The sequence below is a fragment of the Agrococcus sp. TSP3-2-1 genome, assembly GCF_049897585.1.
Taxonomy (GTDB): Bacteria; Actinomycetota; Actinomycetes; order Actinomycetales; family Microbacteriaceae; genus Agrococcus.
Genome location: NZ_JAFCWN010000008.1, coordinates 118900 through 139099 on the forward strand (window position 1 = coordinate 118900; position 20200 = coordinate 139099).

Consider the following 20200-nt stretch of genomic DNA (forward strand, 5'->3'; position numbering starts at 1 on the left):
CTGCGGCGGCTACTCGACCAGCGGGGGAGCGGCGCTAGAAGCGCACGACCTGCCGGATCGCGCGGCCGTCGGCGAGCGTGTCGAGCGCCTCGTTGAGGTCGTCGAGCGCGATCTCGCTCGTGACGAGCTCTTCGACCGGCAGTCGCCCCTCGCGCCACAGCTGCTCGTAGCGCGGGATGTCGCGCGCCGGCACCGCGGAGCCGAGGTAGGAGCCGATCACGGTGCGCGCCTCCGCCGTGAACGCGAGCGGCGAGAGGGATGAGCGGGCGTCCGGATGCGGGAGCCCGACCGTCACGGTCGTGCCGCCTGGCGCGGTGAGGGCGAAGGCCGTCTCGAATGCCTTCGGATGACCGGCCGCCTCGATCACGACCGGCGCGCGGAGCCCCTGCTCGAGCGCGTCGTCGGGGGAGAGCGCGATGTCAGCCCCGAGCTCCAGGGCCCGATCGAGCTTCGTCGGCACCGCATCCACGCCGATGACCCTGCCGAGCCCGAGCGAGCGGGCTGCGAGGAGTGCCGCCATGCCGACGCCGCCGAGCCCCACGATCACGATGTCGTCGCCCTCGCGCGGCTGGCCCGCGTTGATGACCGCGCCGCCGCCCGTGAGCATCGCGCAGCCGAGCACGGCCGCGACCTGCGGCGGCACGTCGGCGCCGACCGGCACCACCGAGCGGCGATCGACGACGGCGTGCGTCGCGAACGCGGAGACGCCCAAGTGGTGGTGCACTTCGCCGCTGCGGCTGTCGAGCGCCGCCTCGTGCAGGCGCCGACCGCCACCGAGCAGCTCTCCCGCGCCGTTCGCGGCCGAGCCGCGCTCGCACGGCAGTCTGCCGTCGGTCGCGCACGCCGCGCACTCGCCGCAGCGGGGGAGGAACGTCGTCACGACGCGGTCGCCGACCGCGAGGTCGGTGACGCCATCGCCGACCGCCTCGACGATGCCGGCGGCCTCGTGGCCGAGCAGCATCGGCACGGGCCGGGGGCGTGCGCCGTCGACGACCGAGAGGTCGCTGTGGCACAGGCCCGCCGCCTCGATGCGGATGAGCAGCTCGCCCTCGCGCGGCGCGTCGAGCTCGAGCTCGGTCAGCTCGAGCGGCCGCGACTGCGCGAACGGCCGCTCGGCGCCGATCGCGCGCAGCACCGCGCCGCGCACGCGCATCAGCGGCCGTCCCAGCCCGCGACGGTGCCGTCGGGGCTCGCCTCGCGGACGACGAGCGTGCAGTCCTTGCCGCCGAGCCCGTCGTCGAGCAGCCGCTGCAGCTGGTCGCGGATGAGCGTCGCAGCCGGCACCTTCACGCCGGCCGCCTCGGCGCCCTCGACGGCGAGCGAGACGTCCTTGTGGCACAGCATGGCCGAGAAGGATGCGTCGAAGTTGCTGTTCACGGCGGCACCGGGCACGACGCCCGGCACCGGATACCACGTGCGGAGGGCCCACGAGTCGCCGGAGGAGACGCGCGCGACGTCGAAGAACGCCTTCGGGTCGAGCCCGAGCTGCGCGGCGAGCTGCGAGCCCTCCGAGACCGCGAGCAGCGAGACGCCGAGCATCATGTTGTTGACGAGCTTCGCCGCGATGCCGTGCGTCGGGCCGCCGACGGCGAGGACGTTGCCGGCCATCGGCATGACGACCTCCCGGGCTCGCGCGACGTCGTTCTCCTCGCCGCCGAGCATGAACGTGAGGGTCCCGGCCTCGGCACCTTGGATGCCGCCCGAGACGGGGGAGTCGACGAAGCGGAAGCCGCGAGAGCCGGCCTCGCCGTGGCTCCAGCGCGACGTGTCGAGGTCGACCGTGGAGGTGTCGAGGATGAGCGTGCCCGGCGCGGCGTGCTCGAACACCCCGTGGGGTCCCGCGAGCACGTCGCGGCAGTGCTCGCCCTTCGGCAGGCTCAGGATGACGACCTCGGCGCCCTCGACGGCCTCGGCGACCGAGGCGACCGGCACGATCCCGTGCTCCGCCGCCGACCGGCGCAGCGCATCCACCACGTCGAAGCCCCGCACCTCGTGGCCCGCGGTCACCAGGTGCGCGGACATCCGGCTGCCCATGTTGCCGAGTCCGATCCAGGCGATTGACGTCATCGTCGATTCCTTCCGTAGTGCTTGCCGCAACGCTATCGGCCCCGACCGCGACGGGCGGCGAGATCGCTCTCGCCGCCCGTCGCGGTAGGGATCCGTCAGCGGATCAGACGGTGCCCTTCTCGGCGAGCAGCCGCTCGCGGTCGATGTCGTCGACGTCGTGGAGCGAGATGCCCTTCGTCTCCTTGAGCGCGAGGACTGCGACGAGCGTGATGGCGCACGCGACCACGAGGTAGATGGCGACCGGGACGGAGCTCTCGAACTCGCGCAGCAGGGCGGTGGCGATGATCGGCGCGAGCGAGCCCGCGACGATCGACGTCACCTGGTAGCCGAGCGAGACGCCCGAGTAGCGCATGCGGGTCGGGAACAGCTCGGCCATGATGGCGGGCTGTCCCGCGTACATGAGCGCGTGGAACGCCAGCCCGATGATGATCGCCGCGAGGATGACGAAGTCGTTGCCGCTCTCGAACATCGGGAAGGCGATGAAGCCCCACGTCGCGCCCAGCAGCACGCCGACGAGGTACACCGGGCGGCGACCGACGGTGTCGACGAACCGGCCCACGATCGGCACGAAGATGAAGTGCGCGACGTGCGCGATCGCGAGCAGGCCGAGGATGCGCGAGACGTCGTACTCGAGGTACGTGCGCAAGTAGACGATCGAGAACGTGACGACGAGGTAGTAGAGCACGTTCTCCGCGAAGCGGAGACCCATGGCCGTCAGCACGCCGCGCGGGTAGCGCTTGAGCACCTCGAGCACGCCGTACGACTGCGCCTTCGACTCCGCGACCTCCTCGCGCACGGCCTGGAAGATCGGCGCGTCCTCGACGCGCGTGCGGATGTAGTAGCCGACGGCGACGATGACGACCGAGAGCCAGAACGCGATGCGCCAGCCCCATGCCAGGAAGTCATCGTCGGACAGCGTCCACTGCAGGACGAGCAGCACGATCGTCGCGAGCAGGTTGCCGGCGGGCACCGCCGCCTGCGGCCACGACGCCCAGAAGCCGCGCTCCTTGTTGGGGGAGTGCTCGGCCACGAGCAGCACGCCGCCGCCCCACTCGCCGCCGACCGCGAAGCCCTGCGCGAAGCGCAGCAGGACGAGGAGCGCCGGGGCCCAGTAGCCGATGACGTCGAAGGTGGGCAGGCAGCCCATCAGGAACGTCGCGACGCCGACCAGGACGATCGCGGCCTGCAGGAGCTTCTTGCGGCCGTACTTGTCGCCGAGGTGGCCGAAGACGATGCCGCCGAGTGGGCGCGCGACGAAGCCGACGCCGTAGATGAGGAACGCGTTGATGATGGCCGCGTACGGATCATCGCTCGGCGGGAACATGATGAGGTTGAAGACGATCGTCGACGCCGTCGCGTACAGGAAGAACTCGTACCACTCGACGACCGTGCCGGCCATGGCGGCCGTGACGACCCGGCCGAGGCCCTTGCGGTCGTTGTCTCGAGCGGAGTCATGCGCGGGTGCGCTCATGCCTACCTCCTTGTAGGTGCACGGGACTGTGCGCCGAGAATCTAACATGACGACCCGTTCAGGTCGGTCAGGCGCGCGATCTCCGTCGTCAGTCGTCGCTGCGGGAGCCGAAGACGATCTCGTCCCAGCTCGGCATCGCGGCGCGGGAGCCGCGCTTCTTGCCCGCGATCGGGCCCGTCGCCTGCGCCCGGGCGGGACGCTGCTGCTCCTCGGCCTCGGGGGCCTGCGCGGCAGGCTGCTCGGGCTCGAGCAGCGCGGGCTCGCTCTCTGCGGTGCGCAGTGCGGCCTCACGCTCGCTGCGCCGGCGCCGCAGCGCGTCGAGCAGCTCGGCCGTGTGGTTCGGCTGGGTCGCGGCGGCGGGGCGATTGATCGCCGCGGCCTGCACGTTCTCGGGCTGGCTGCCGACCTCGCCGGAGCGACGGCGCAGCCACGGGTTCTCGGCGCGCGTCGGCTCCTTGGGGCGCTCCTCGGGGGAGCCCTCGGTGAGGGTGGCGGAGGCGACGGCGTCCTCGAGGCCGACGCCGGGCTCGACGGGGCTCGGCGCCGACCGCTGCGCGCCCCGCTGGATGCGGAAGGCGTCGGAGTCGAAGCGGCCTGTGTCGTTTCGCCCTGTGTCGTTTCGCCCTGTGTCGTCGTGCCGGCCCGTGTCGTGCGTCGCGGCGCGCTGGGAGATGGGCGGGGCGGTCGGCTCCTCGGTGGGCGCGGCGGGTGCGGTCGCCGCGGCATCGGGGGTCGTCGGCCGCGACTGGCGGTCGATCGCCCGCAGCCGCGGCACGAGCACGCTCGTCGCCTCGCTCGACTGGCTGAGCGACGTCGCCTCCTTGCCCCGCGGGGTCAGCGTGGCCTTCTTCGGCTCATAGCCCCAGAGCGCCTCGTGCTGGATGCCCTCGGTCGTGAAGCGCAGGCGGACCGTCCAGGCGCCGCCGTCCGCGTCCTTCCACGCGGCCCACGAGCGCTCGATCGCCCGCAGATCGTCGAGGCGCTCGCCGATCGCGGCGCCGAACGCCGTCTCGCCCGCGAGCGGATCGATGTCGCCGGTGGCCACCGGGATCGAGAGCGCGGAGTCGAGCATGTGCGCGCGCTCGGCGAGCACGGGGCCCTCGAAGCGCTCGACGTAGGCGAGCTCCTCGCCGGTGGAGGAGGCGACCTGCTCGGCCGTCATGCCGCCACGGATGAGCGACTGGATCTCGCGCGGCGTGGCCTTGCGCTCGCGGTGCGGCACGGCCGCCGTGGGCTTGCGGTGCTCCGGGAGGTCGGCGACGGGCACGCGGAAGCGCTCACCCGACTCGGACTCGAGGATGAGCACCTCGTCCTCGATGCCGATGACGCTCAGCTGCTGCATGATTCGTCGGTCCTTCCTTGCGGTGTCGGGTCGCGTCAGCCTCCCACGCGACCCGCGGTCAGGGCGGGAATGGAGCGGGCGCGCCGCGCGTTCCGTCGGATGCAGGCACGACCTGTCGCCCCGCACCGGCGCAGTCGCGGAGCGCCACCTGATATCTGATTTGCTCCGGCGTTCTGTTTCGTGCAGAATGTGCGCCGACGCCGACCCCCAACCCCCTCGAAGGACTGCCGCATGGCCACCGATTACGACGCCCCCCGCAAGACGGACGACGAGAGCGAGTCGATCGAGGCGCTCAAGGAGCGTGTGCCTGCGAAGAGCGTCTCCACGGACGAGGACGCCGACAACCCCGGCAGCTTCGATCTCTCGGCCGCCGACCTCGCAGACGTCGAGCTCGACGTCGTCGTGCTCCCGCCCCAGGAGGACGAGTTCACGTGCGTCAGCTGCTTCCTCGTGAAGCACCGACTGCAGTTCGACCACGAGTCGAAGCTCGGCCCGATCTGCCGCGAGTGCGCCTGAGCTAGCGGGCCGCCTCGATCGCCGCGGCGAGGGCCTCCGGGCGCCGCGAGCTGATCAGCCACGCCGGCGTCGGATCCTCCGGATCCTCGACGGCGACCCGGAGGAGCGCGCGGGTCCACGGCGAGACCACGTGGTGGTCCGCCGGGTCCCAGCCTGCTCGCAGCGCCGCTTGCGCGGCATCGCCGAGCAGCACCTCCGGCGAACCCAGCTGGGCGACCGGGATGCGCGCGCGGCCGGCGCGGAGCTCGGCTCCCTCGACGGCGACCACGGGCGCGCTGAGCCACAGCAGCGCGACGACGGCGACGTAGAGCACGATCGCGACCGCGACGCCGACCTGCAGGTTGACGGGCAGGAAGACGAGCAGCACCGCGGGCACGATGAGCAGCAGCACGAGCGGGAGCCACCACGGCGGCACGAGCCGCTCGCGGTACGAGGGGGCGGTTTCCATGCCCCCATCCTCTCGCGATCCGAGGCCGCGGTTCTCCGTCCCGCTCCCGCTCGGCTAGCCTCGAGTGCGATGGAGCAGGTCGAAGTCCTCATCACCGGATCGCCGGTGCCCGCATACGCGCACCCTGGCGATGCCGGTGCCGATCTCCATGCCGCCGAGGCGGTCACGCTCCGCCCCGGCGAGCGATCGCTCGTCGGCACCGGCGTGGCGATCGCGCTGCCCGAGGGCTACGCCGCGTTCGTGCACCCGCGCAGCGGGCTCGCCGCGAAGCACGGCATCACGATCGTGAACGCGCCGGGCACCGTCGACGCGGGCTATCGCGGCGAGATCAAGGTCAACCTGCTCAACACCGGCGGGGAGCCGCACCGGATCGAGGTCGGAGACCGCATCGCTCAGCTCGTGGTGCAGCGCGTCGAGCGCGTGCGCTTCGTCGAGGTCGAGCGGCTGCCGGGCTCGGACCGCGGAGAGCGCGGGCACGGGTCGACCGGCCTGAGCGCCGTCCAAGAGGGGATCGCACGATGACCGACACGACCGACAGCGCCGACGAGCAGCCCATCGAGGAGGAGGCGGTCGTCGAGAAGACGGCCCCCGAGGACCGCGCCGTGGCGGGCCCGCTCGACGAGGCCGAGGCGCCCGTGCGGCCCTACGTCGACCTCGGCGGCCTCCGCATCGTCCCGCGCCCCGGCATGCAGATGCGGCTCGAGGTCGAGGAGAAGACGAAGCGCATCGTTGCGGTGACGCTCGAGCACGAGGGCTCGACGGTGCAGCTGCAGCCGTTCGCGGCGCCGCGCAGCGAGGGCATCTGGCTGCCCGTGCGAGAGGTGCTGCGAGGGCAGCTCGAGCGCCAGGGCGCCGCGGTCGAGGATGCCGAGGGTCCGCTCGGCCCGGAGCTCCGCGCCCGGCTGACGGTGGGCCCCGACGGCGCACCGCGCGCGGTGCGCATCATCGGCGTCGACGGCCCGCGCTGGATGCTGCAGGGCCTCATCGGCGGCAAGGCGGCGCTCGACGACGACGAGGCGGCGAAGGCGTTCGAGCTGTTCCGCTCGACCGTCGTGTGCCGCGGCGTGCAGCCGATGCCCCCGCGCGAGCTCATCCCGCTCAGCGCGCCGAAGGCCGTCTGACGGTGCCCGCCGAGCAGGCCGGTCCCGCCGACGAGGCCGAGCCCGCCGAGGCATCCTTCTCCGAGCAGGTCGGCGCAGCGATCCGCGGCTCGAAGCTCGGTCACCTCGACCCTGCCGCGAAGCCGAGCGCCGGCGCGCTGCTCGAGGCGATGGGTGGCGTGCGCGGACTCGTCGAGTCGCTCCTGCCCGGCGTCCTCTTCCTCGTGCTCTACGCGACGACGAAGGACGTGCTCGTCTCGGTGCTCGTGCCGCTCGTCGCGTCCGTGGGCTTCGTCGCCTGGCGCGTGCTGCAGAAGGGCCAGCCCGTGCTCGCGTTCGCGGGCCTCATCGGGGTCGGCATCTCGGCGGCGATCGCGCTCATCACCGGCCAGGGGGAGGACAACTTCCTCTGGGGCTTCACGGTCAACACCGTCGTCATCCTCGTGCTGGTCGTGTCGATGCTCGCGCGCCGGCCGCTCGTCGGGATCATCGCGGGCGCCCTCACCGCGAAGCCCTACGCCTGGCGGACGGAGCGCGCGAAGCGCGCGGTCGCGTGGCGCGCGACGGTGCTGTGGCTCGTCGTGATCGGTGCGCGGCTCGCGGTGCAGGTGCCGATGTACCTCGCGGGCGCCGTCGAGGCGCTCGCCGCGACGAAGCTGCTCATGGGTGTGCCGCTCTACCTCGCCGCGCTGTGGGTGACGTGGCTCATGGTCCGGGCGGTGCTCGACACACCTGCGGATGCGGTCGATCAGGAGTCGCGGTAAGATATCTTGACGTCAAGATAGTTTGCGTCCAGCCACCCGCGGGTGAGGGCGCAGGCATAGACTGCAGGCGCGGCCAGCGCAACCCGTGAGACCCAGAAGGAGTCACGATGGCGAACCCGAACAGCTTCGACAGCAAGGCATCGCTGTCGGTCGGCGGCACCGACTACACGTTCTACCGGATCGACAAGGTCGCGGGCCACGAGCGCCTGCCGTTCAGCCTCAAGGTGCTGCTCGAGAACCTGCTGCGCACCGAGGACGGCAAGAACGTCACCAGCAGCCAGATCGAGGCGCTCGGGTCGTGGGACGCATCCGCCGAGCCGAACGTCGAGATCCAGTTCTCGCCGGCTCGCGTCGTGATGCAGGACTTCACCGGCGTGCCCTGCATCGTCGACCTCGCCACGATGCGCGAGGCCGTCGCCGAGCTCGGCGGCGACCCGACGAAGATCAACCCGCTCGCGCCCGCCGAGCTCGTGATCGACCACTCCGTCATCGCCGACCTCTTCGGCACGGCCGACGCGTTCGAGCGCAACGTCGAGATCGAGTACCAGCGCAACGGCGAGCGCTACCAGTTCCTCCGCTGGGGCCAGACGGCGTTCCAGGACTTCAAGGTCGTCCCCCCGGGCACGGGCATCGTGCACCAGGTGAACATCGAGAACCTCGCGAAGGTCACCTACTCCCGCACCTTCGACGGCGAGCTCACCGCATACCCCGACACGGTCGTCGGCACCGACTCGCACACCACGATGGTCAACGGCCTCGGCGTGCTCGGCTGGGGCGTGGGCGGCATCGAAGCCGAGGCCGCGATGCTCGGCCAGCCCGTCTCGATGCTCATCCCGCGCGTCGTCGGCTTCAAGCTCACCGGCGAGATCGCCACGGGCGTCACCGCGACCGACGTCGTGCTCACGATCACCGACATGCTGCGCAAGCACGGCGTGGTGGGCAAGTTCGTCGAGTTCTACGGCACCGGCGTCGGCGCCGTGCCGCTCGCCAACCGCGCGACGATCGGCAACATGAGCCCCGAGTTCGGCTCGACCGCCGCGATCTTCCCGATCGACGACGTCACGCTCGACTACCTGCGCTTCACCGGTCGCGACGAGCAGCAGGTCGCGCTCGTCGAGGCCTACTCGAAGGAGCAGGGCCTGTGGCACGACCCGGCGGTCGAGCCGGTGTTCTCCGAGTACATGGAGCTCGACCTCAGCACCGTCGTGCCGTCGATCGCCGGCCCGAAGCGCCCCCAGGACCGCATCGAGCTCACGCGCGCCAAGGAGCAGTTCGCGCAGGACATCGCGAACTACGCCTCCCCCTCGACGTCGCACGAGACGGCCGACCTCATCGCGAAGCACTCGTTCCCAGCGTCCGACCCGGGCAATGTGCCCGGCGAGGAGGACGAGGACACCCGCGAGGTGCACATCAACGGCGGAGGCCCGGTCGAGTTCTCGAAGCCGGTCACGGTCTCGACGCCCGACGGCGAGACCTACACGCTCGACAACGGCGCCGTCACGATCGCCGCGATCACGTCGTGCACGAACACGTCGAACCCCTCGGTCATGCTCGCCGCGGGCCTGCTCGCCCGCAAGGCGGTCGAGAAGGGCCTCAAGGCGAAGCCGTGGGTCAAGACGACGCTTGCACCCGGGTCGAAGGTCGTCACCGACTACTACGACAAGTCGGGCCTGACGAAGGACCTCGACGAGCTCGGCTTCTACACGGTCGGCTACGGCTGCACGACGTGCATCGGCAACTCCGGCCCGCTCATCGACGAGGTCTCGACCGCCGTCAACGAGCACGACCTCGCCGTGACGGCGGTGCTGTCGGGCAACCGCAACTTCGAGGGCCGCATCAACCCCGACGTCAAGATGAACTACCTCGCGTCGCCGCCGCTCGTGATCGCCTACTCGCTCGCCGGCACGATGGACTTCGACTTCGAGACCCAGCCGCTCGGCAAGGGCAAGGACGGCCAGGACGTCTTCCTGGCCGACATCTGGCCCTCGGCCGACGAGGTGCAGCAGACGATCGACTCGTCGATCGACACCGAGATGTTCACGAAGCAGTACGCGGCCGTCTTCGACGGCGACGAGCGGTGGCGCAGCCTGCCCACGCCCGACGGCGACGTCTTCGAGTGGGACGAACAGTCGACGTACGTGCGGAAGCCCCCGTACTTCGACGGCATGACGATGGAGCTCACGCCGGTCGAGGACATCCGCGGCGCCCGCGTGCTCGCGAAGCTCGGCGACTCGGTCACGACCGACCACATCTCGCCGGCCGGCAGCATCAAGGCGGACAGCCCCGCGGGCCAGTACCTCACCGAGCACGGCGTCGACCGGAAGGACTTCAACTCCTACGGCTCGCGTCGCGGCAACCACGAGGTCATGATCCGCGGCACGTTCGCGAACATCCGCCTGAAGAACCTGCTGCTCGACGGCGTGGAGGGCGGCTACACCCGCGACTTCACGACGCCCGACGGCGAGCAGGCCTTCATCTACGACGCGTCGCAGCACTACCAGGAGCAGGGCACCCCGCTCGTCGTCCTCGGCGGCAAGGAGTACGGCTCGGGCTCGAGCCGCGACTGGGCCGCCAAGGGCACGAACCTCCTGGGCGTCAAGGCCGTCATCACCGAGTCCTTCGAGCGCATCCACCGCTCCAACCTCATCGGCATGGGCGTCGTCCCGCTGCAGTTCCCCCAGGGCGAGAGCTGGGAGAGCCTGGGCCTCGACGGCACCGAGGTCATCTCGATCTCGGGCCTCACCGAGCTGAACGAGGGGCGCACGCCCAAGACCGTGCGCGTCACCGCCGAGCCGAGCGAGCACAGCCCCGAGGGCAAGCAGACGATCGAGTTCGACGCGGTCGTGCGCATCGACACGCCGGGCGAGGCGGACTACTACCGCAACGGCGGCATCCTGCAGTACGTGCTGCGCTCGCTCGTCTGATCGAGCCGCGACTCGTGGAAGGCCCCCAGCTCCGGCTGGGGGCCTTTCCCATGTCGCTCGGTAGCATTGGGGGACTATGGCGCTCCTCGATCAGATCCGCGGCCCGCGTGACCTCGACCGGCTCTCGCAGACCGAGCTGACCGAGCTGGCTGGCGAGATCCGCGCGTTCCTCATCCGCGAGGTCGCGCGCACGGGCGGCCACCTCGGCCCCAACCTCGGCGTCGTCGAGCTCACGATGGCGATGCACCGCGTCTTCGACTCGCCGCGCGACGCGTTCGTGTTCGACACGGGCCACCAGTCCTACGTGCACAAGCTCCTCACGGGCCGGCAGGACTTCTCGCGCCTGCGGCAGAAGGGCGGCCTCGCGGGCTACCCGCAGCGCGCCGAGAGCGAGCACGACATCGTCGAGTCGAGCCACGCATCCTCGTCCCTCTCGTGGGCCGAGGGGATCAGCCGGGCGTTCGACATCACGGGCCAGCACGACCGCTCGGTCGTCGCCGTCGTCGGCGACGGCGCGCTCACCGGCGGCATGACGTGGGAGGCGCTCAACAACATCTCCGACGACAACAGCCGCCGGCTCGTCATCGTCGTGAACGACAACGGCCGCTCGTACGCGCCGACGATCGGCGGCATGGCGCGGTTCCTCAACGGCGTGCGCACGCGTCGCTCGTACGCGAACCTCCGCACCTCGAGCGAGCGCGCCTTCGCGAGGCTCGGCCGTCCCGGTCGCGCCGTCTACCGCGGCGTCCGCGGCGCGACGCACGGCTTCCTCACGCGCTTCGTCGACAACGAGGCGCTCTACTCGAACCTCGACATCAAGTACCTCGGCCCGATCGACGGGCACGACCTCGAGGCGCTCGAGGAGGCGCTCACCCAGGCCCGCGACTTCGGCGCTCCCGTCATCGTGCACGTCATCACGCAGAAGGGGCAGGGCTTCGACCCGGCCATCCGCGACGAGGCGGACCAGTTCCACGCGGTCGGGCAGATCGACCCGGAGACGGGGGAGTCGCTCTCGAGCGCGGGGCGCCCCGCCTGGACCTCGGTCTTCGCCGAGGAGCTCGTCTCGCTCGCGAAGCAGGACGATCGCATCGTCGGCATCACCGCCGCGATGCTGCGCCCGACGGGCCTCGACCGGCTCGCCGCCTACGACGCCTCCCGCGTGCTCGACGTCGGCATCGCCGAGCAGCACGCCGTCACGACCGCGGCCGGCCTCGCGTACGGCGGACTCCACCCGGTCGTGGCGATCTACGCGACCTTCGTCAACCGCGCGTTCGACCAGGTGCTCATGGACGTCGCGCTCCACAAGGCGGGCGTGACCTTCGTGCTCGACCGGGCCGGCGTCACGGGTCCGGACGGCCCGAGCCACCACGGGATGTGGGACCTCGCGCTGCTGCAGTTCGTGCCCGGCATCCGGCTCGCGGCCCCGCGCGACGCAGCGCGCCTGCAGGAGGAGCTGCGCGAGGCGGTCGCGGTGCAGGACGCGCCCACGGTCATCCGCTACCCCAAGGGCTCGGTGCCGAACGAGATCGAGGCGGTGCGCCGCACCGCCGACGGCGTCGACCTGCTGCTCGAGGCCCCGCACCGCGACGTGCTCATCATCGCGATCGGCTCGTTCGCGCACCTCGCGATGGAGGTCGCGCAGCGCGTGCAGGCGCAGGGCATCGGCGTGACGGTCGTCGACCCGCGCTGGGTCGTGCCGGTCGCGCCGTCGATCGTCGAGCTCGCGCGCGACCACCGCATCGTCATCACCCTCGAGGACGGCGTGCGGGTCGGCGGCATCGGCACGCGCGTGCGCCAGGAGCTGCGGGCGGCGGGCGTCGACACGCCTGTCGACGAGCTCGGGCTCCCGGATGCGTTCATCGACCACGCGGAGCGCTCCGAGATCCTCCAGGAGGTCGGGCTCTCGGCGCAGACCATCGCGCGGAACGTCATCCAGCAGGTGCTCGGCACCGGGCGCGTGCCGGTCGCTCGGCCGCTGCCGGAGGACCGGCCGCTCGTCCTCGAGGCCGACGACGCGGCGAGCGCGCCGCACCCGGGCACCGTCGCGGACTGACGCTCTCCACAGGCGGGCCACCTCTCCCTGACGAGGAGGTCGCGGATGCGGTTCCCTGCCGCCATGGACGACCTCACGACCGATCGCCTGCTCGAGCTCGGCGACGTGCCCATCCTCGACGACGACGCGCTGCTCGAGCGCGCGACGACGCTCATCCAGCAGGGCTTCGTGCGCCGCATGTGGCTCCTGCTCCTCGACGACGAGCGGCGGCAGCTGCCGCTCCTGCCGCAGATCGAGGGCGCCCCCGTCTCGCCAGACGCCGAGACGATCGCGACGCTCAGCGCGCTCCTGACGGGCGTCGCGGAGATCGCTGCGTACGTCGCGATCGTGCTCGAGCGGCCGGGCCAGGCTCGAGCCACGCCCGACGACCTCGCCTGGACCGACGTGATCGTGCGCGCTGCGGCCCGCACACCGCGCGTGCAGCTGCTCGGCGTGCTCCTCGCTCACGGGCGCGGCGTCGACGCGCTCTGGTGAGCGCCCGCGGCGACCGGCACCGGCGGCTCGGGAGGGAGCGCGCCGTAGGGTGGCGGCATGGAGTGGCTGCGTGCGCCGGGTGCCGACGACGACAAGCGCTCGATGGGCGTGCTCGGGGTCATCACCGGCTCGGAGCGCTACCCGGGCGCCGCGGTGCTCGGGGTCGAGGCAGCGTGGCGCACGGGCATCGGCATGGTGCGGCTGTGGGCGCCGCGCCGCGTGCAGGACCTCGTGCTCGCGAGGCGACCCGAGACCGTCTGCCACGCCCTCGACGAGCCGGCGGACGGCGTCGACGCATGGCTGCTCGGCTCGGGCCAGGACGCGGGGGAGCGCGACCCGCGGCTCCGCTCGCTGCTGCTCGAGGCGCTGCGCTCGAGCGTTGCGTGCGTCGTCGACGCGGGTGCGCTCGACCTCGTGCCGGGGCACGCGGGGCCGGTGGTCGTCACGCCGCACGGCCGCGAGCTCGAGCGCCTCCTCGAGCAGCTGGGCGTGCGGGTCGACGAGGACGAGCGGATGCGCGCGGCGGCCGCCGCCGCGGCGCTCGACGCCGTCGTGGTCGCGAAGGGCGCCGCGACGCACGTGGTCGAGCCGAGCGCCGCGACGGCGACCGTCGAGGCGGCGACGCATCGCCTCGCGACCGCCGGCACGGGCGACGTGCTGGCCGGCATGCTCGGCGCGATCGTCGCGGCGAACGCCGAGGCGGCCCGCGAGGCCCGGGCGCTCGCGTCGATCGCCGCGCTGGCGGTCGCGCTGCACGGTGCCGCGGCCGCGGCTGCGGCCGTCGGCGGGCGACCCATCACGGCGCTCGACGTGGCGGAGCACGTGCCCGCGGCCGTCGCCGCACGCACGGCTCGCTGACGCGCGAGCGTCAGGGGAGGCGCCGCAGGAAGCCCGTCTGCACGAGCTCGCGCACGCGCGGCAGCACGTCGGCGGCGAGCACGGCCTCGTCGACCTCGAGCAGGCCTGCGATCGCCGCGAGCAGGGTGCCGATGGGCAGGTCGCCGTCGCTCGCGCCCACGAGCGCCGCGAGCGCGGTGTCGACGGAGAGCGAGCGGCCGAGCCCGCCGCCCTGGCGCAGCTCGATGACGTTCGGGCCGCCGGCGCCCGGGAGCTGATGCCGCGCCTCGGTGACGTCGGGCGACGCGACGAGCACCGTCTCGCGGAGCGCATCGTCGTCGACGGTCGCGAGCCATGCGGCGTCGTCGAGCGCGGCGCGGAGGTGCGCGCCGACGTGCTCGAGCGCCACCGGCTGCCCGACGCGCTCGAGGCGGCGGAGCGGTGCGCGGCCGGCGGTCGGGCGAGCCGCGATCCAGCCCAGGCCGATCGCCGTCACGCCCCGCGCCTCGAAGTCGTCGAGCCACGCGCCAGCGAGGCGCGGGAAGTCGTCGTCGCGCGGCAGCGTGCCGCCGTCCCGCAGCCACAGCTCGGCGTACCGCACGGGATCGAGCGACTCGCGCTCGATCGCCCATGCGTCGAGCCCGTCGCCCGCCCACGCACCGGCGCGGTCGAGGCCGTCGGCGCCACCGACCGACTCCCAGTTGCCGAGCAGCCGGGCCTCGCCGGCGGCGGTCAAGTGCTCGGCGAGGCCTGCGACGACCTCCGCCATGAGCGCGTCGCCCGTCCGCCCGCCGTCGCGGTACTCGAACGCCGGCACGCCAGGCTCGCGCGGCGTGATGACGAACGGCGGGTTCGAGGCGATGAGGTCGAAGCGCTCGCCCGCGACGGGCTCGAAGAGCGAGCCGAGCCGCGTCTCGATGCCGTCGACGCCGTTGAGCCGCGCGTTGAGCTCGGCGAAGCGCAGGGCGCGCTCGGAGACATCGGTCGCGATGACCCGGTCGGCGAAGCGCCGGAGGTGCAGGGCGATGACGCCGCAGCCCGTGCCGAGGTCGAGCGCGACGTCGACGGGAGCGTCTGCCGGCGGCAGCAGCGACGCGAGCGTCCGCGCGGCGCCGCCGACGCCGAGCACGTGGTCTGGCCGAAGCGGCGCGATGCCCGCGAGCTCGTCCAGGTCGCTCGCGATCCACCACTCGCCCGCGCCGAGCGCGTCGCGGTAGGCGTGCGGCCGGATCGCGACGAGGGGACGGGCCGTGTCGCCGTCGAGCGCGACGAGGCCGAGCGCGACCGCGCCGTCGACGCCGAGCGAGGGGAGCGCATCCGTCAGCTCGTCGGTCGGCACCGGGTCGCCGAGCACGAGCGCACGCAGCAGGGTCGAGCGGGCTCCGGGGGAGCGCAGCGCCGCTCGGCGCGCGGGCGCCGCGACCGTGCGACCGAGCGCGGCCTCGGCGTCGGCGCCCACGAGCGCACGGATGCCCTCGCCCGTGAGGCTCGCTGTCGCGAGGTCACGGGCGAGGGCATCGATGTGCGCGGGGTGCATCCCGCCAGTCTGCCGGACGGCGTCAGGCCTTGACGCCCTCGATCCGCGGGTCGTGGAACGTGCCGCCGAAGACGCGCTCGGATGCGCCGACGCGGTCGAGGTAGGGCGTGATGCCGCCCATCTGGAACGGCCAGCCCGCGCCGAGGATCATGCAGAGGTCGATGTCCTCGGCCGCCTCGACGACGTGATCGTCGAGCATGCGCTTGATCTCGTCGGCGAGGCCGTCCTCGATGCGCAGCCGCAGCTCGTTTACCGAGAGCGGCACGGCGCCCTTCGGCGTGTGCTTCGCGACGATCTTCCGCGCCCGCTTGTCGATGCCCTTCGCCTCGCCCTTCGAGTCCTTCTCGAGCAGGACGCCCTGCTCGGCGAGCTCGTGGAGCGCCTTCGACTCGAAGAATCGGTCGGGGAAGGCGCCGTGGTGCGTGTCGAGCACGTGGGCGCCGACCTTGAGGCCGACGAGGTCGAGGAGCACGAACGGGTCCATCGGGAAGCCGAAAGCCTGCTGCGCCTCGACGACCGACTCGAACGGCGTGCCTTGCTCGACCGCGTGCATCGCCTCGCCGAGCAGCTTCGCGAGCACGCGGTTGACCACGAAGCCGGGGCTGTCGCGCGTGATGACGGCGTTCTTCTTCAGGTCCTTCGCCACGCGCATGGCGGTCGCGAGCGTCGCGTCGTCGGTCTGCGGGGTCTTCACGACCTCGATGAGCGGCATGACGGCGACGGGGTTGAAGAAGTGGAAGCCGACGAGGCGCTCCGGGTGCGCGAGCTTCGCCCCGATCTGCTCGACCGAGAGGCTCGACGTGTTCGTCGCGATGACGGCCGTCTCGGACAGGTGCGGCTCGACCTCGGCGAAGACCTGCTGCTTGACGCTGAGCTCCTCGAACACGGCCTCGATGACCCAGTCGCAGTCCGCGAAGTCGGCCTTGTCGACCGTGCCGCTCACGAGCGCGCGGAGGCGCTGCTGCTCGTCGCTCGAGATGCGGCCCTTGTCGGCGAGCTTGTCGATCTCGCCGCGGATGCCCTCGAGCGCCTGGTCGACGCGCGACTGGTCGAGGTCGGTGATGACGACGGGCACCTGCAGCCGGCGTACGAAGAGCAGCGCGAACTGGCTCGCCATGAGGCCGGCGCCGATGATGCCGACCTTCGACACCTTCTTCGCGAGCTCCTTGTCGGGCGCGCCCGCGGGACGCTTCGCGCGCTTCTGCACGAGGTTGAACGCGTACATCGAGGCGACGAACTGATCGCCGGCGGCGAGGTCGGTGATCGCCTCGTCCTCGGCCGCGAAGCCCGCCTTGCGGTCGTTCTTGCGGGCGAGCTCGAGCAGCTCGAGCGCGCGGTACGGCGCCGCGGGCACCGTGCCGATGCGCTTCTGGAGCGACTCGCGAGCGATCCTGAGCGCGACCGGCCACTTGACGGTGCGCTCGAGCGTGCCGGGCACGTGGCGTCGCTCGACCTTCTTGCCGCTGAGGACCTCGTCCGCCCAGCGCAGCGACGACTCGAGGAATGTCGCGGGCCCGAACATCGCGTCGGCGATGCCGAGCTCGAACGCCTCGGCGGGCTTCAGCATGCGGTTCTGCTTGAGCGGGTTCTCGATCACGACCTTGAGCGCGCTCTCGATGCCGATGAGGTTCGGCAGGATCGTGGCGCCGCCCCAGCCGGGGATGAGGCCGAGGAAGACCTCCGGCAGCGCGACGGCCGGCGCGGCCGCGTTGATCGTGCGGTAGTCGGCGTTGAGGCCGATCTCGAGCCCGCCGCCGAGCGCGAGGCCGTTGATGAACACGAACGTCGGCACCGGCGCCTCGTGGAGAAGGCCGAGCACGCGGTGGCCGAGGCGCGGCAGCTCGGCCGCCGTCGCCCGGTCGGGGATGTCGGCGACGTTCGAGAGATCGACGCCCGCCGCGAGGAAGTAGGGCTTCCCCGTCACGGCGATCGCGGCGATCCCACCGGCCGCGCCGCGGGCGCGCTGCGCCTCGAGCACGTCACCGAGCTCGAAGAGCGTCTCGGGGCCGAGCGTCGACGGCCGGGTGTGGTCGCGCCCGTTGTCGAGCGTCACGAGCGCGAGCGTGCGGCCGGAGGCGAGGCGGACGTCGCGCACGTGGCTGTGCGTGACGACCTCGTCGAACGCCGAGGCTGCGAGGCGGGGGAACTCGTCGCGGATCGCCATCAGTTGCCCTTCCCGTAGCGCTTGTGGTGCGGGTTCTCCCAGATGACGGTGCCGCCCTGGCCGAGGCCGACGCACATCGCGGTGACGCCGTAGCGCACGTCGGGGCGCTGCTCGAACTGGCGCGCGAGCTGCAGCATGAGTCGCACGCCCGAGGAGGCGAGCGGGTGGCCGATCGCGATCGCGCCGCCCCACGGGTTGACGCGCGGGTCATCGTCGGCGATGCCGAAGTGATCGGTGAACGCGAGCACCTGCACGGCGAACGCCTCGTTGAGCTCGAACAGGCCGATGTCGTCGATCGACAGTCCCGCCTTGCGGAGCGCCTTCTCGGTCGAGGGCACCGGGCCGATGCCCATGATGTCGGGGTCGACGCCGGCGAAGGCGAACGAGACCATCCGCATCTTCGTCGAGAGGCCGAGCTCCTTCGCGGCGGCGGCCGAGGCGACGATCGACATCGTCGCGCCGTCGTTCAGGCCGGATGCGTTCCCGGCGGTCACGCGACCGTGGTCGCGGAACGGCGTCTTCAGCGCGGCGAGGCCCTCCATGGTCGTCTCGGGGCGCGGCGCCTCGTCGGCGGTCGCGAGGCCCCAGCCCGAAAGCGTCTGCGTCGCGACGGGGACGAGGTCGGGCGTGATGTGCCCCGCGGCGAGCGCTGCGGCGTACTTCTGCTGCGATGCCATCGCGTAGCGGTCCGAGCGCTCCTTCGTCAGGTGCGGGTAGCGGTCGTGGATGCGCTCGGCGGTCTTGCCCATGTTGAGGGCGTCCATCGAGACGAGCTTCTCCGCGACGAAGCGCGGGTTCGGGTCGGCGTCGAGGCCCATCGGGTGGTGTCCCATGTGCTCGACGCCGCCGGCGATCGCGACGTCGTACGCGCCGAAGGCGATGCCGCCCGCGACGGTCGTGACGGCGGTCATCGCTCCGGCGCACATGCGGTCGAGCGCGTACCCGGGCACGGTGACGGGGAGCCCGGCGAGCATGCCGACGGTGCGACCGAGCGTGAGGCCCTGGTCGCCGGTCTGCGTCGTCGCGGCGATCGCCACGTCGTCGACGCGGTCGAGCGGCAGGCTCGGGTTGCGCTCGAGGAGTCCCGTGAGCGCCTTCACCGCGAGATCATCCGCTCGGGTCTGCCAGTACATGCCCTTCTCGCCCGCGCGCCCGAATGGGGTGCGGACGCCGTCCACGAACACGACGTCGTCGTTGGCCACTGTGCCTCCTGGTTGGGTGATTGCGGCTTCAGTGTAGGAAGCCGACGCCCGTGGCCGCTCGGCGGTTGCCGCTTCCTACGACTCGGCCTCGGGCGGCTCGGCGGGCGCTTGGTCTGCCTCTACAAAGGCGGCGGCGATCCTCTGTGCGGTCGCCGCAACCTGCCACGGGCGCGCGTCGCGTGCCCGGAGCCCCTCGCCGATCGCGTCCGCGGTCGGCTCGATGGGGTCCCAGGCGAGGCGTCGCAGGGTGTCGGGCATGAGCACGTTCTCCGCCGGGATCGCGAGCTCGTCCGAGACCTGCTGCAGCACGGCGCGCGCCGCCTTGAGCCGTGCGTCGGCCTCGGGCCGTCGCTGGCGCCAGAAGCGCGGCGGCGGCGGCTCGTCGCTCTTGACGCGCAGCGCCGGCGGGTGATCGGTCGAGCGGCCCGCCTCGATCGCGGCCCACCACCGGTCGAGTTCGGAGCGGCTCGCGCGACCCGTGAAGTCCTTGCGCGCGGCGAGGCGCTGCTTCGCGTCGACGCCGGAGGTCGCGGCGACGAGCAGCGAGCGGTCGGGCACGAGCCGGCCCGGCGCGGTGTCGGTCTCGCGGGCGAGCGCGTCGCGGGCGAGCCACAGCTCGCGCGCGACGGCGAGCTGCCGGCGGTCGCGGATGGCGTGCAGGCCCGAGAGCCGCCGCCACGGCTCCGCCGCGGGCGGCTTCGGGCGCCGCTCGAGCGCGTACGCGAACTCCTGCTCGGCGATCTCCTGCTTGCCCTGGGACTCGAGCTCCGCAGCGAGCGCATCGCGCGCATCCGGGAGCACCTCGACGTCGAGCGCGGCGTACTCGAGCCACGACTGCGGGATTGGCCGCGTCGACCAGTCGCTCGCGCCGTGCTCCTTGCGGAGCCGCAGGCCGACGAGCCGCTCGGTCACGGCGGCGAGGCCGACGCGCTCGAAGCCGGCGAGCCTGGCGCCGAGCTCGGTGTCGAAGAGCGTCGCGGGCTCGAGGCCGATCTCGCGCAAGCACGGGAGGTCCTGGCTCGCGGCGTGGATGATCCACTCCTCGCCGCCGATCGCCTCCTGCACGGGGGACAGGTCGTCGACCGCGATCGGGTCGATGAGCACCGTGCCGCTGCCGCGGCGATGCAGCTGCACGAGGTAGGCGCGCGAGCTGTAGCGGAAGCCGTTCGCGCGCTCCGCGTCGACGGCGACCGGCCCCGTGCCTGCCGCGAGCCGGTCTGCGGCGCGCCGCAGCGCATCCGCGTCGACGATGACGTCGAAGGGGCCCTCCGCCACGGCGTGCGGCAGCTGCGGCGCCTCCG

At 72.4% G+C, this 20200-nt stretch carries 17 protein-coding genes; 8 read left to right on the plus strand and 9 right to left on the minus strand.

The genetic code is table 11. The annotated features are described in order from the left end of the window. Positions 1-34: 34 nt before the first annotated feature. From ACP7BI_RS12105 to sepH, 4 genes are all read right to left on the minus strand, one after another. Entirely contained in the window at positions 35-1153 is a 1119-nt protein-coding gene (locus tag ACP7BI_RS12105) for an alcohol dehydrogenase catalytic domain-containing protein (protein WP_425846632.1), read from the minus strand. Further along, a complete protein-coding gene (locus ACP7BI_RS12110; RefSeq protein WP_425846634.1) occupies positions 1153-2067 on the minus strand; it encodes an NAD(P)-dependent oxidoreductase in 915 nt (304 codons plus the stop codon). The genes ACP7BI_RS12105 and ACP7BI_RS12110 overlap by 1 nt, the downstream gene beginning before the upstream one ends. A gap of 103 nt (positions 2068-2170) precedes the next feature. After that, positions 2171-3538, minus strand: a complete 1368-nt coding sequence (locus ACP7BI_RS12115) for an MFS transporter (protein ID WP_425846637.1) — start codon at positions 3536-3538, stop codon at positions 2171-2173. Positions 3539-3626: 88 nt separating this feature from the next. Further along, positions 3627-4880 (minus strand): septation protein SepH, encoded by a 1254-nt coding sequence (gene sepH, locus ACP7BI_RS12120; RefSeq protein WP_425846639.1) that lies wholly within the window; start codon positions 4878-4880, stop codon positions 3627-3629. Between the two features lie 231 nt (positions 4881-5111). Between sepH and ACP7BI_RS12125 the strand changes: the two genes are divergently transcribed. Further along, positions 5112-5396 carry a DUF4193 domain-containing protein gene (locus tag ACP7BI_RS12125; RefSeq protein ID WP_021011759.1) on the plus strand — a complete coding sequence of 95 codons (285 nt, stop codon included), beginning with the start codon at positions 5112-5114 and terminating at the stop codon, positions 5394-5396. Between the two features lies 1 nt (position 5397). Here ACP7BI_RS12125 and ACP7BI_RS12130 read toward each other — a convergent pair whose 3' ends face one another. Next, a complete protein-coding gene (locus ACP7BI_RS12130; protein WP_425846642.1) occupies positions 5398-5844 on the minus strand; it encodes a DUF3093 domain-containing protein in 447 nt (148 codons plus the stop codon). 69 nt (positions 5845-5913) lie between these two features. On the opposite strand from ACP7BI_RS12130, the gene dut reads away from it, so the two are divergent. The 7 genes from dut (at position 5914) to ACP7BI_RS12165 (ending at position 14017) form a co-directional block, all read left to right on the plus strand. Then, positions 5914-6366 (plus strand): dUTP diphosphatase, encoded by a 453-nt coding sequence (gene dut / locus ACP7BI_RS12135; RefSeq protein WP_425846644.1) that lies wholly within the window; start codon positions 5914-5916, stop codon positions 6364-6366. Next, the gene (locus ACP7BI_RS12140) at positions 6363-6965 is read left to right on the plus strand and encodes a DUF3710 domain-containing protein (protein WP_425846646.1); all 603 of its coding nucleotides are present in this window, start codon (positions 6363-6365) and stop codon (positions 6963-6965) included. The genes dut and ACP7BI_RS12140 overlap by 4 nt, the downstream gene beginning before the upstream one ends. 2 nt (positions 6966-6967) lie before the next feature. Next, a complete protein-coding gene (locus tag ACP7BI_RS12145) occupies positions 6968-7708 on the plus strand; it encodes a DUF3159 domain-containing protein (protein WP_425846648.1) in 741 nt (246 codons plus the stop codon). A gap of 107 nt (positions 7709-7815) precedes the next feature. Then, the gene (locus ACP7BI_RS12150) at positions 7816-10632 is read left to right on the plus strand and encodes an aconitate hydratase (protein WP_425846649.1); all 2817 of its coding nucleotides are present in this window, start codon (positions 7816-7818) and stop codon (positions 10630-10632) included. 76 nt (positions 10633-10708) lie between these two features. Next, the gene (gene dxs / locus ACP7BI_RS12155; protein ID WP_425846651.1) at positions 10709-12685 is read left to right on the plus strand and encodes a 1-deoxy-D-xylulose-5-phosphate synthase; all 1977 of its coding nucleotides are present in this window, start codon (positions 10709-10711) and stop codon (positions 12683-12685) included. A 63-nt stretch (positions 12686-12748) separates the two neighbouring features. Beyond that, a complete protein-coding gene (locus tag ACP7BI_RS12160; RefSeq protein ID WP_425846652.1) occupies positions 12749-13159 on the plus strand; it encodes a hypothetical protein in 411 nt (136 codons plus the stop codon). 57 nt (positions 13160-13216) lie between these two features. Further along, complete coding sequence (locus ACP7BI_RS12165; RefSeq protein WP_425846654.1) at positions 13217-14017, plus strand: ADP-dependent NAD(P)H-hydrate dehydratase; 801 nt, start codon at positions 13217-13219, stop codon at positions 14015-14017. A gap of 10 nt (positions 14018-14027) precedes the next feature. Here ACP7BI_RS12165 and ACP7BI_RS12170 read toward each other — a convergent pair whose 3' ends face one another. From ACP7BI_RS12170 to ACP7BI_RS12185, 4 genes are all read right to left on the minus strand, one after another. Beyond that, on the minus strand, positions 14028-15533 hold the full coding sequence (locus ACP7BI_RS12170) for a DUF7059 domain-containing protein (protein ID WP_425846656.1): 1506 nt from the start codon (positions 15531-15533) through the stop codon (positions 14028-14030). Positions 15534-15555: 22 nt separating this feature from the next. Further along, positions 15556-17697, minus strand: a complete 2142-nt coding sequence (locus ACP7BI_RS12175) for a 3-hydroxyacyl-CoA dehydrogenase NAD-binding domain-containing protein (RefSeq protein ID WP_425846658.1) — start codon at positions 17695-17697, stop codon at positions 15556-15558. Further along, positions 17697-18881 (minus strand): thiolase family protein, encoded by a 1185-nt coding sequence (locus ACP7BI_RS12180; protein ID WP_425846684.1) that lies wholly within the window; start codon positions 18879-18881, stop codon positions 17697-17699. Before ACP7BI_RS12180 ends, ACP7BI_RS12175 begins: the two co-directional genes overlap by 1 nt. A 93-nt stretch (positions 18882-18974) precedes the next feature. Further along, positions 18975-20174, minus strand: a complete 1200-nt coding sequence (locus tag ACP7BI_RS12185; RefSeq protein ID WP_425846687.1) for a ribonuclease D — start codon at positions 20172-20174, stop codon at positions 18975-18977. Positions 20175-20200 lie beyond the last annotated feature (26 nt).

Bases quoted from the DNA above. Each gene is read 5' to 3' on its own strand.
- ACP7BI_RS12105 (WP_425846632.1), bottom strand. From the start codon at position 1,153: ATGCGCGTGCGCGGCGCGGTGCTGCGCGCGATCGGCGCCGAGCGGCCG.
- ACP7BI_RS12110 (WP_425846634.1), bottom strand. From the start codon at position 2,067: ATGACGTCAATCGCCTGGATCGGACTCGGCAACATGGGCAGCCGGATG.
- ACP7BI_RS12115 (WP_425846637.1), bottom strand. From the start codon at position 3,538: ATGAGCGCACCCGCGCATGACTCCGCTCGAGACAACGACCGCAAGGGC.
- sepH (WP_425846639.1), bottom strand. From the start codon at position 4,880: ATGCAGCAGCTGAGCGTCATCGGCATCGAGGACGAGGTGCTCATCCTC.
- ACP7BI_RS12125 (WP_021011759.1), top strand. From the start codon at position 5,112: ATGGCCACCGATTACGACGCCCCCCGCAAGACGGACGACGAGAGCGAG.
- ACP7BI_RS12130 (WP_425846642.1), bottom strand. From the start codon at position 5,844: ATGGAAACCGCCCCCTCGTACCGCGAGCGGCTCGTGCCGCCGTGGTGG.
- dut (WP_425846644.1), top strand. From the start codon at position 5,914: ATGGAGCAGGTCGAAGTCCTCATCACCGGATCGCCGGTGCCCGCATAC.
- ACP7BI_RS12140 (WP_425846646.1), top strand. From the start codon at position 6,363: ATGACCGACACGACCGACAGCGCCGACGAGCAGCCCATCGAGGAGGAG.
- ACP7BI_RS12150 (WP_425846649.1), top strand. From the start codon at position 7,816: ATGGCGAACCCGAACAGCTTCGACAGCAAGGCATCGCTGTCGGTCGGC.
- dxs (WP_425846651.1), top strand. From the start codon at position 10,709: ATGGCGCTCCTCGATCAGATCCGCGGCCCGCGTGACCTCGACCGGCTC.
- ACP7BI_RS12160 (WP_425846652.1), top strand. From the start codon at position 12,749: ATGGACGACCTCACGACCGATCGCCTGCTCGAGCTCGGCGACGTGCCC.
- ACP7BI_RS12165 (WP_425846654.1), top strand. From the start codon at position 13,217: ATGGAGTGGCTGCGTGCGCCGGGTGCCGACGACGACAAGCGCTCGATG.
- ACP7BI_RS12170 (WP_425846656.1), bottom strand. From the start codon at position 15,533: ATGCACCCCGCGCACATCGATGCCCTCGCCCGTGACCTCGCGACAGCG.
- ACP7BI_RS12175 (WP_425846658.1), bottom strand. From the start codon at position 17,697: ATGGCGATCCGCGACGAGTTCCCCCGCCTCGCAGCCTCGGCGTTCGAC.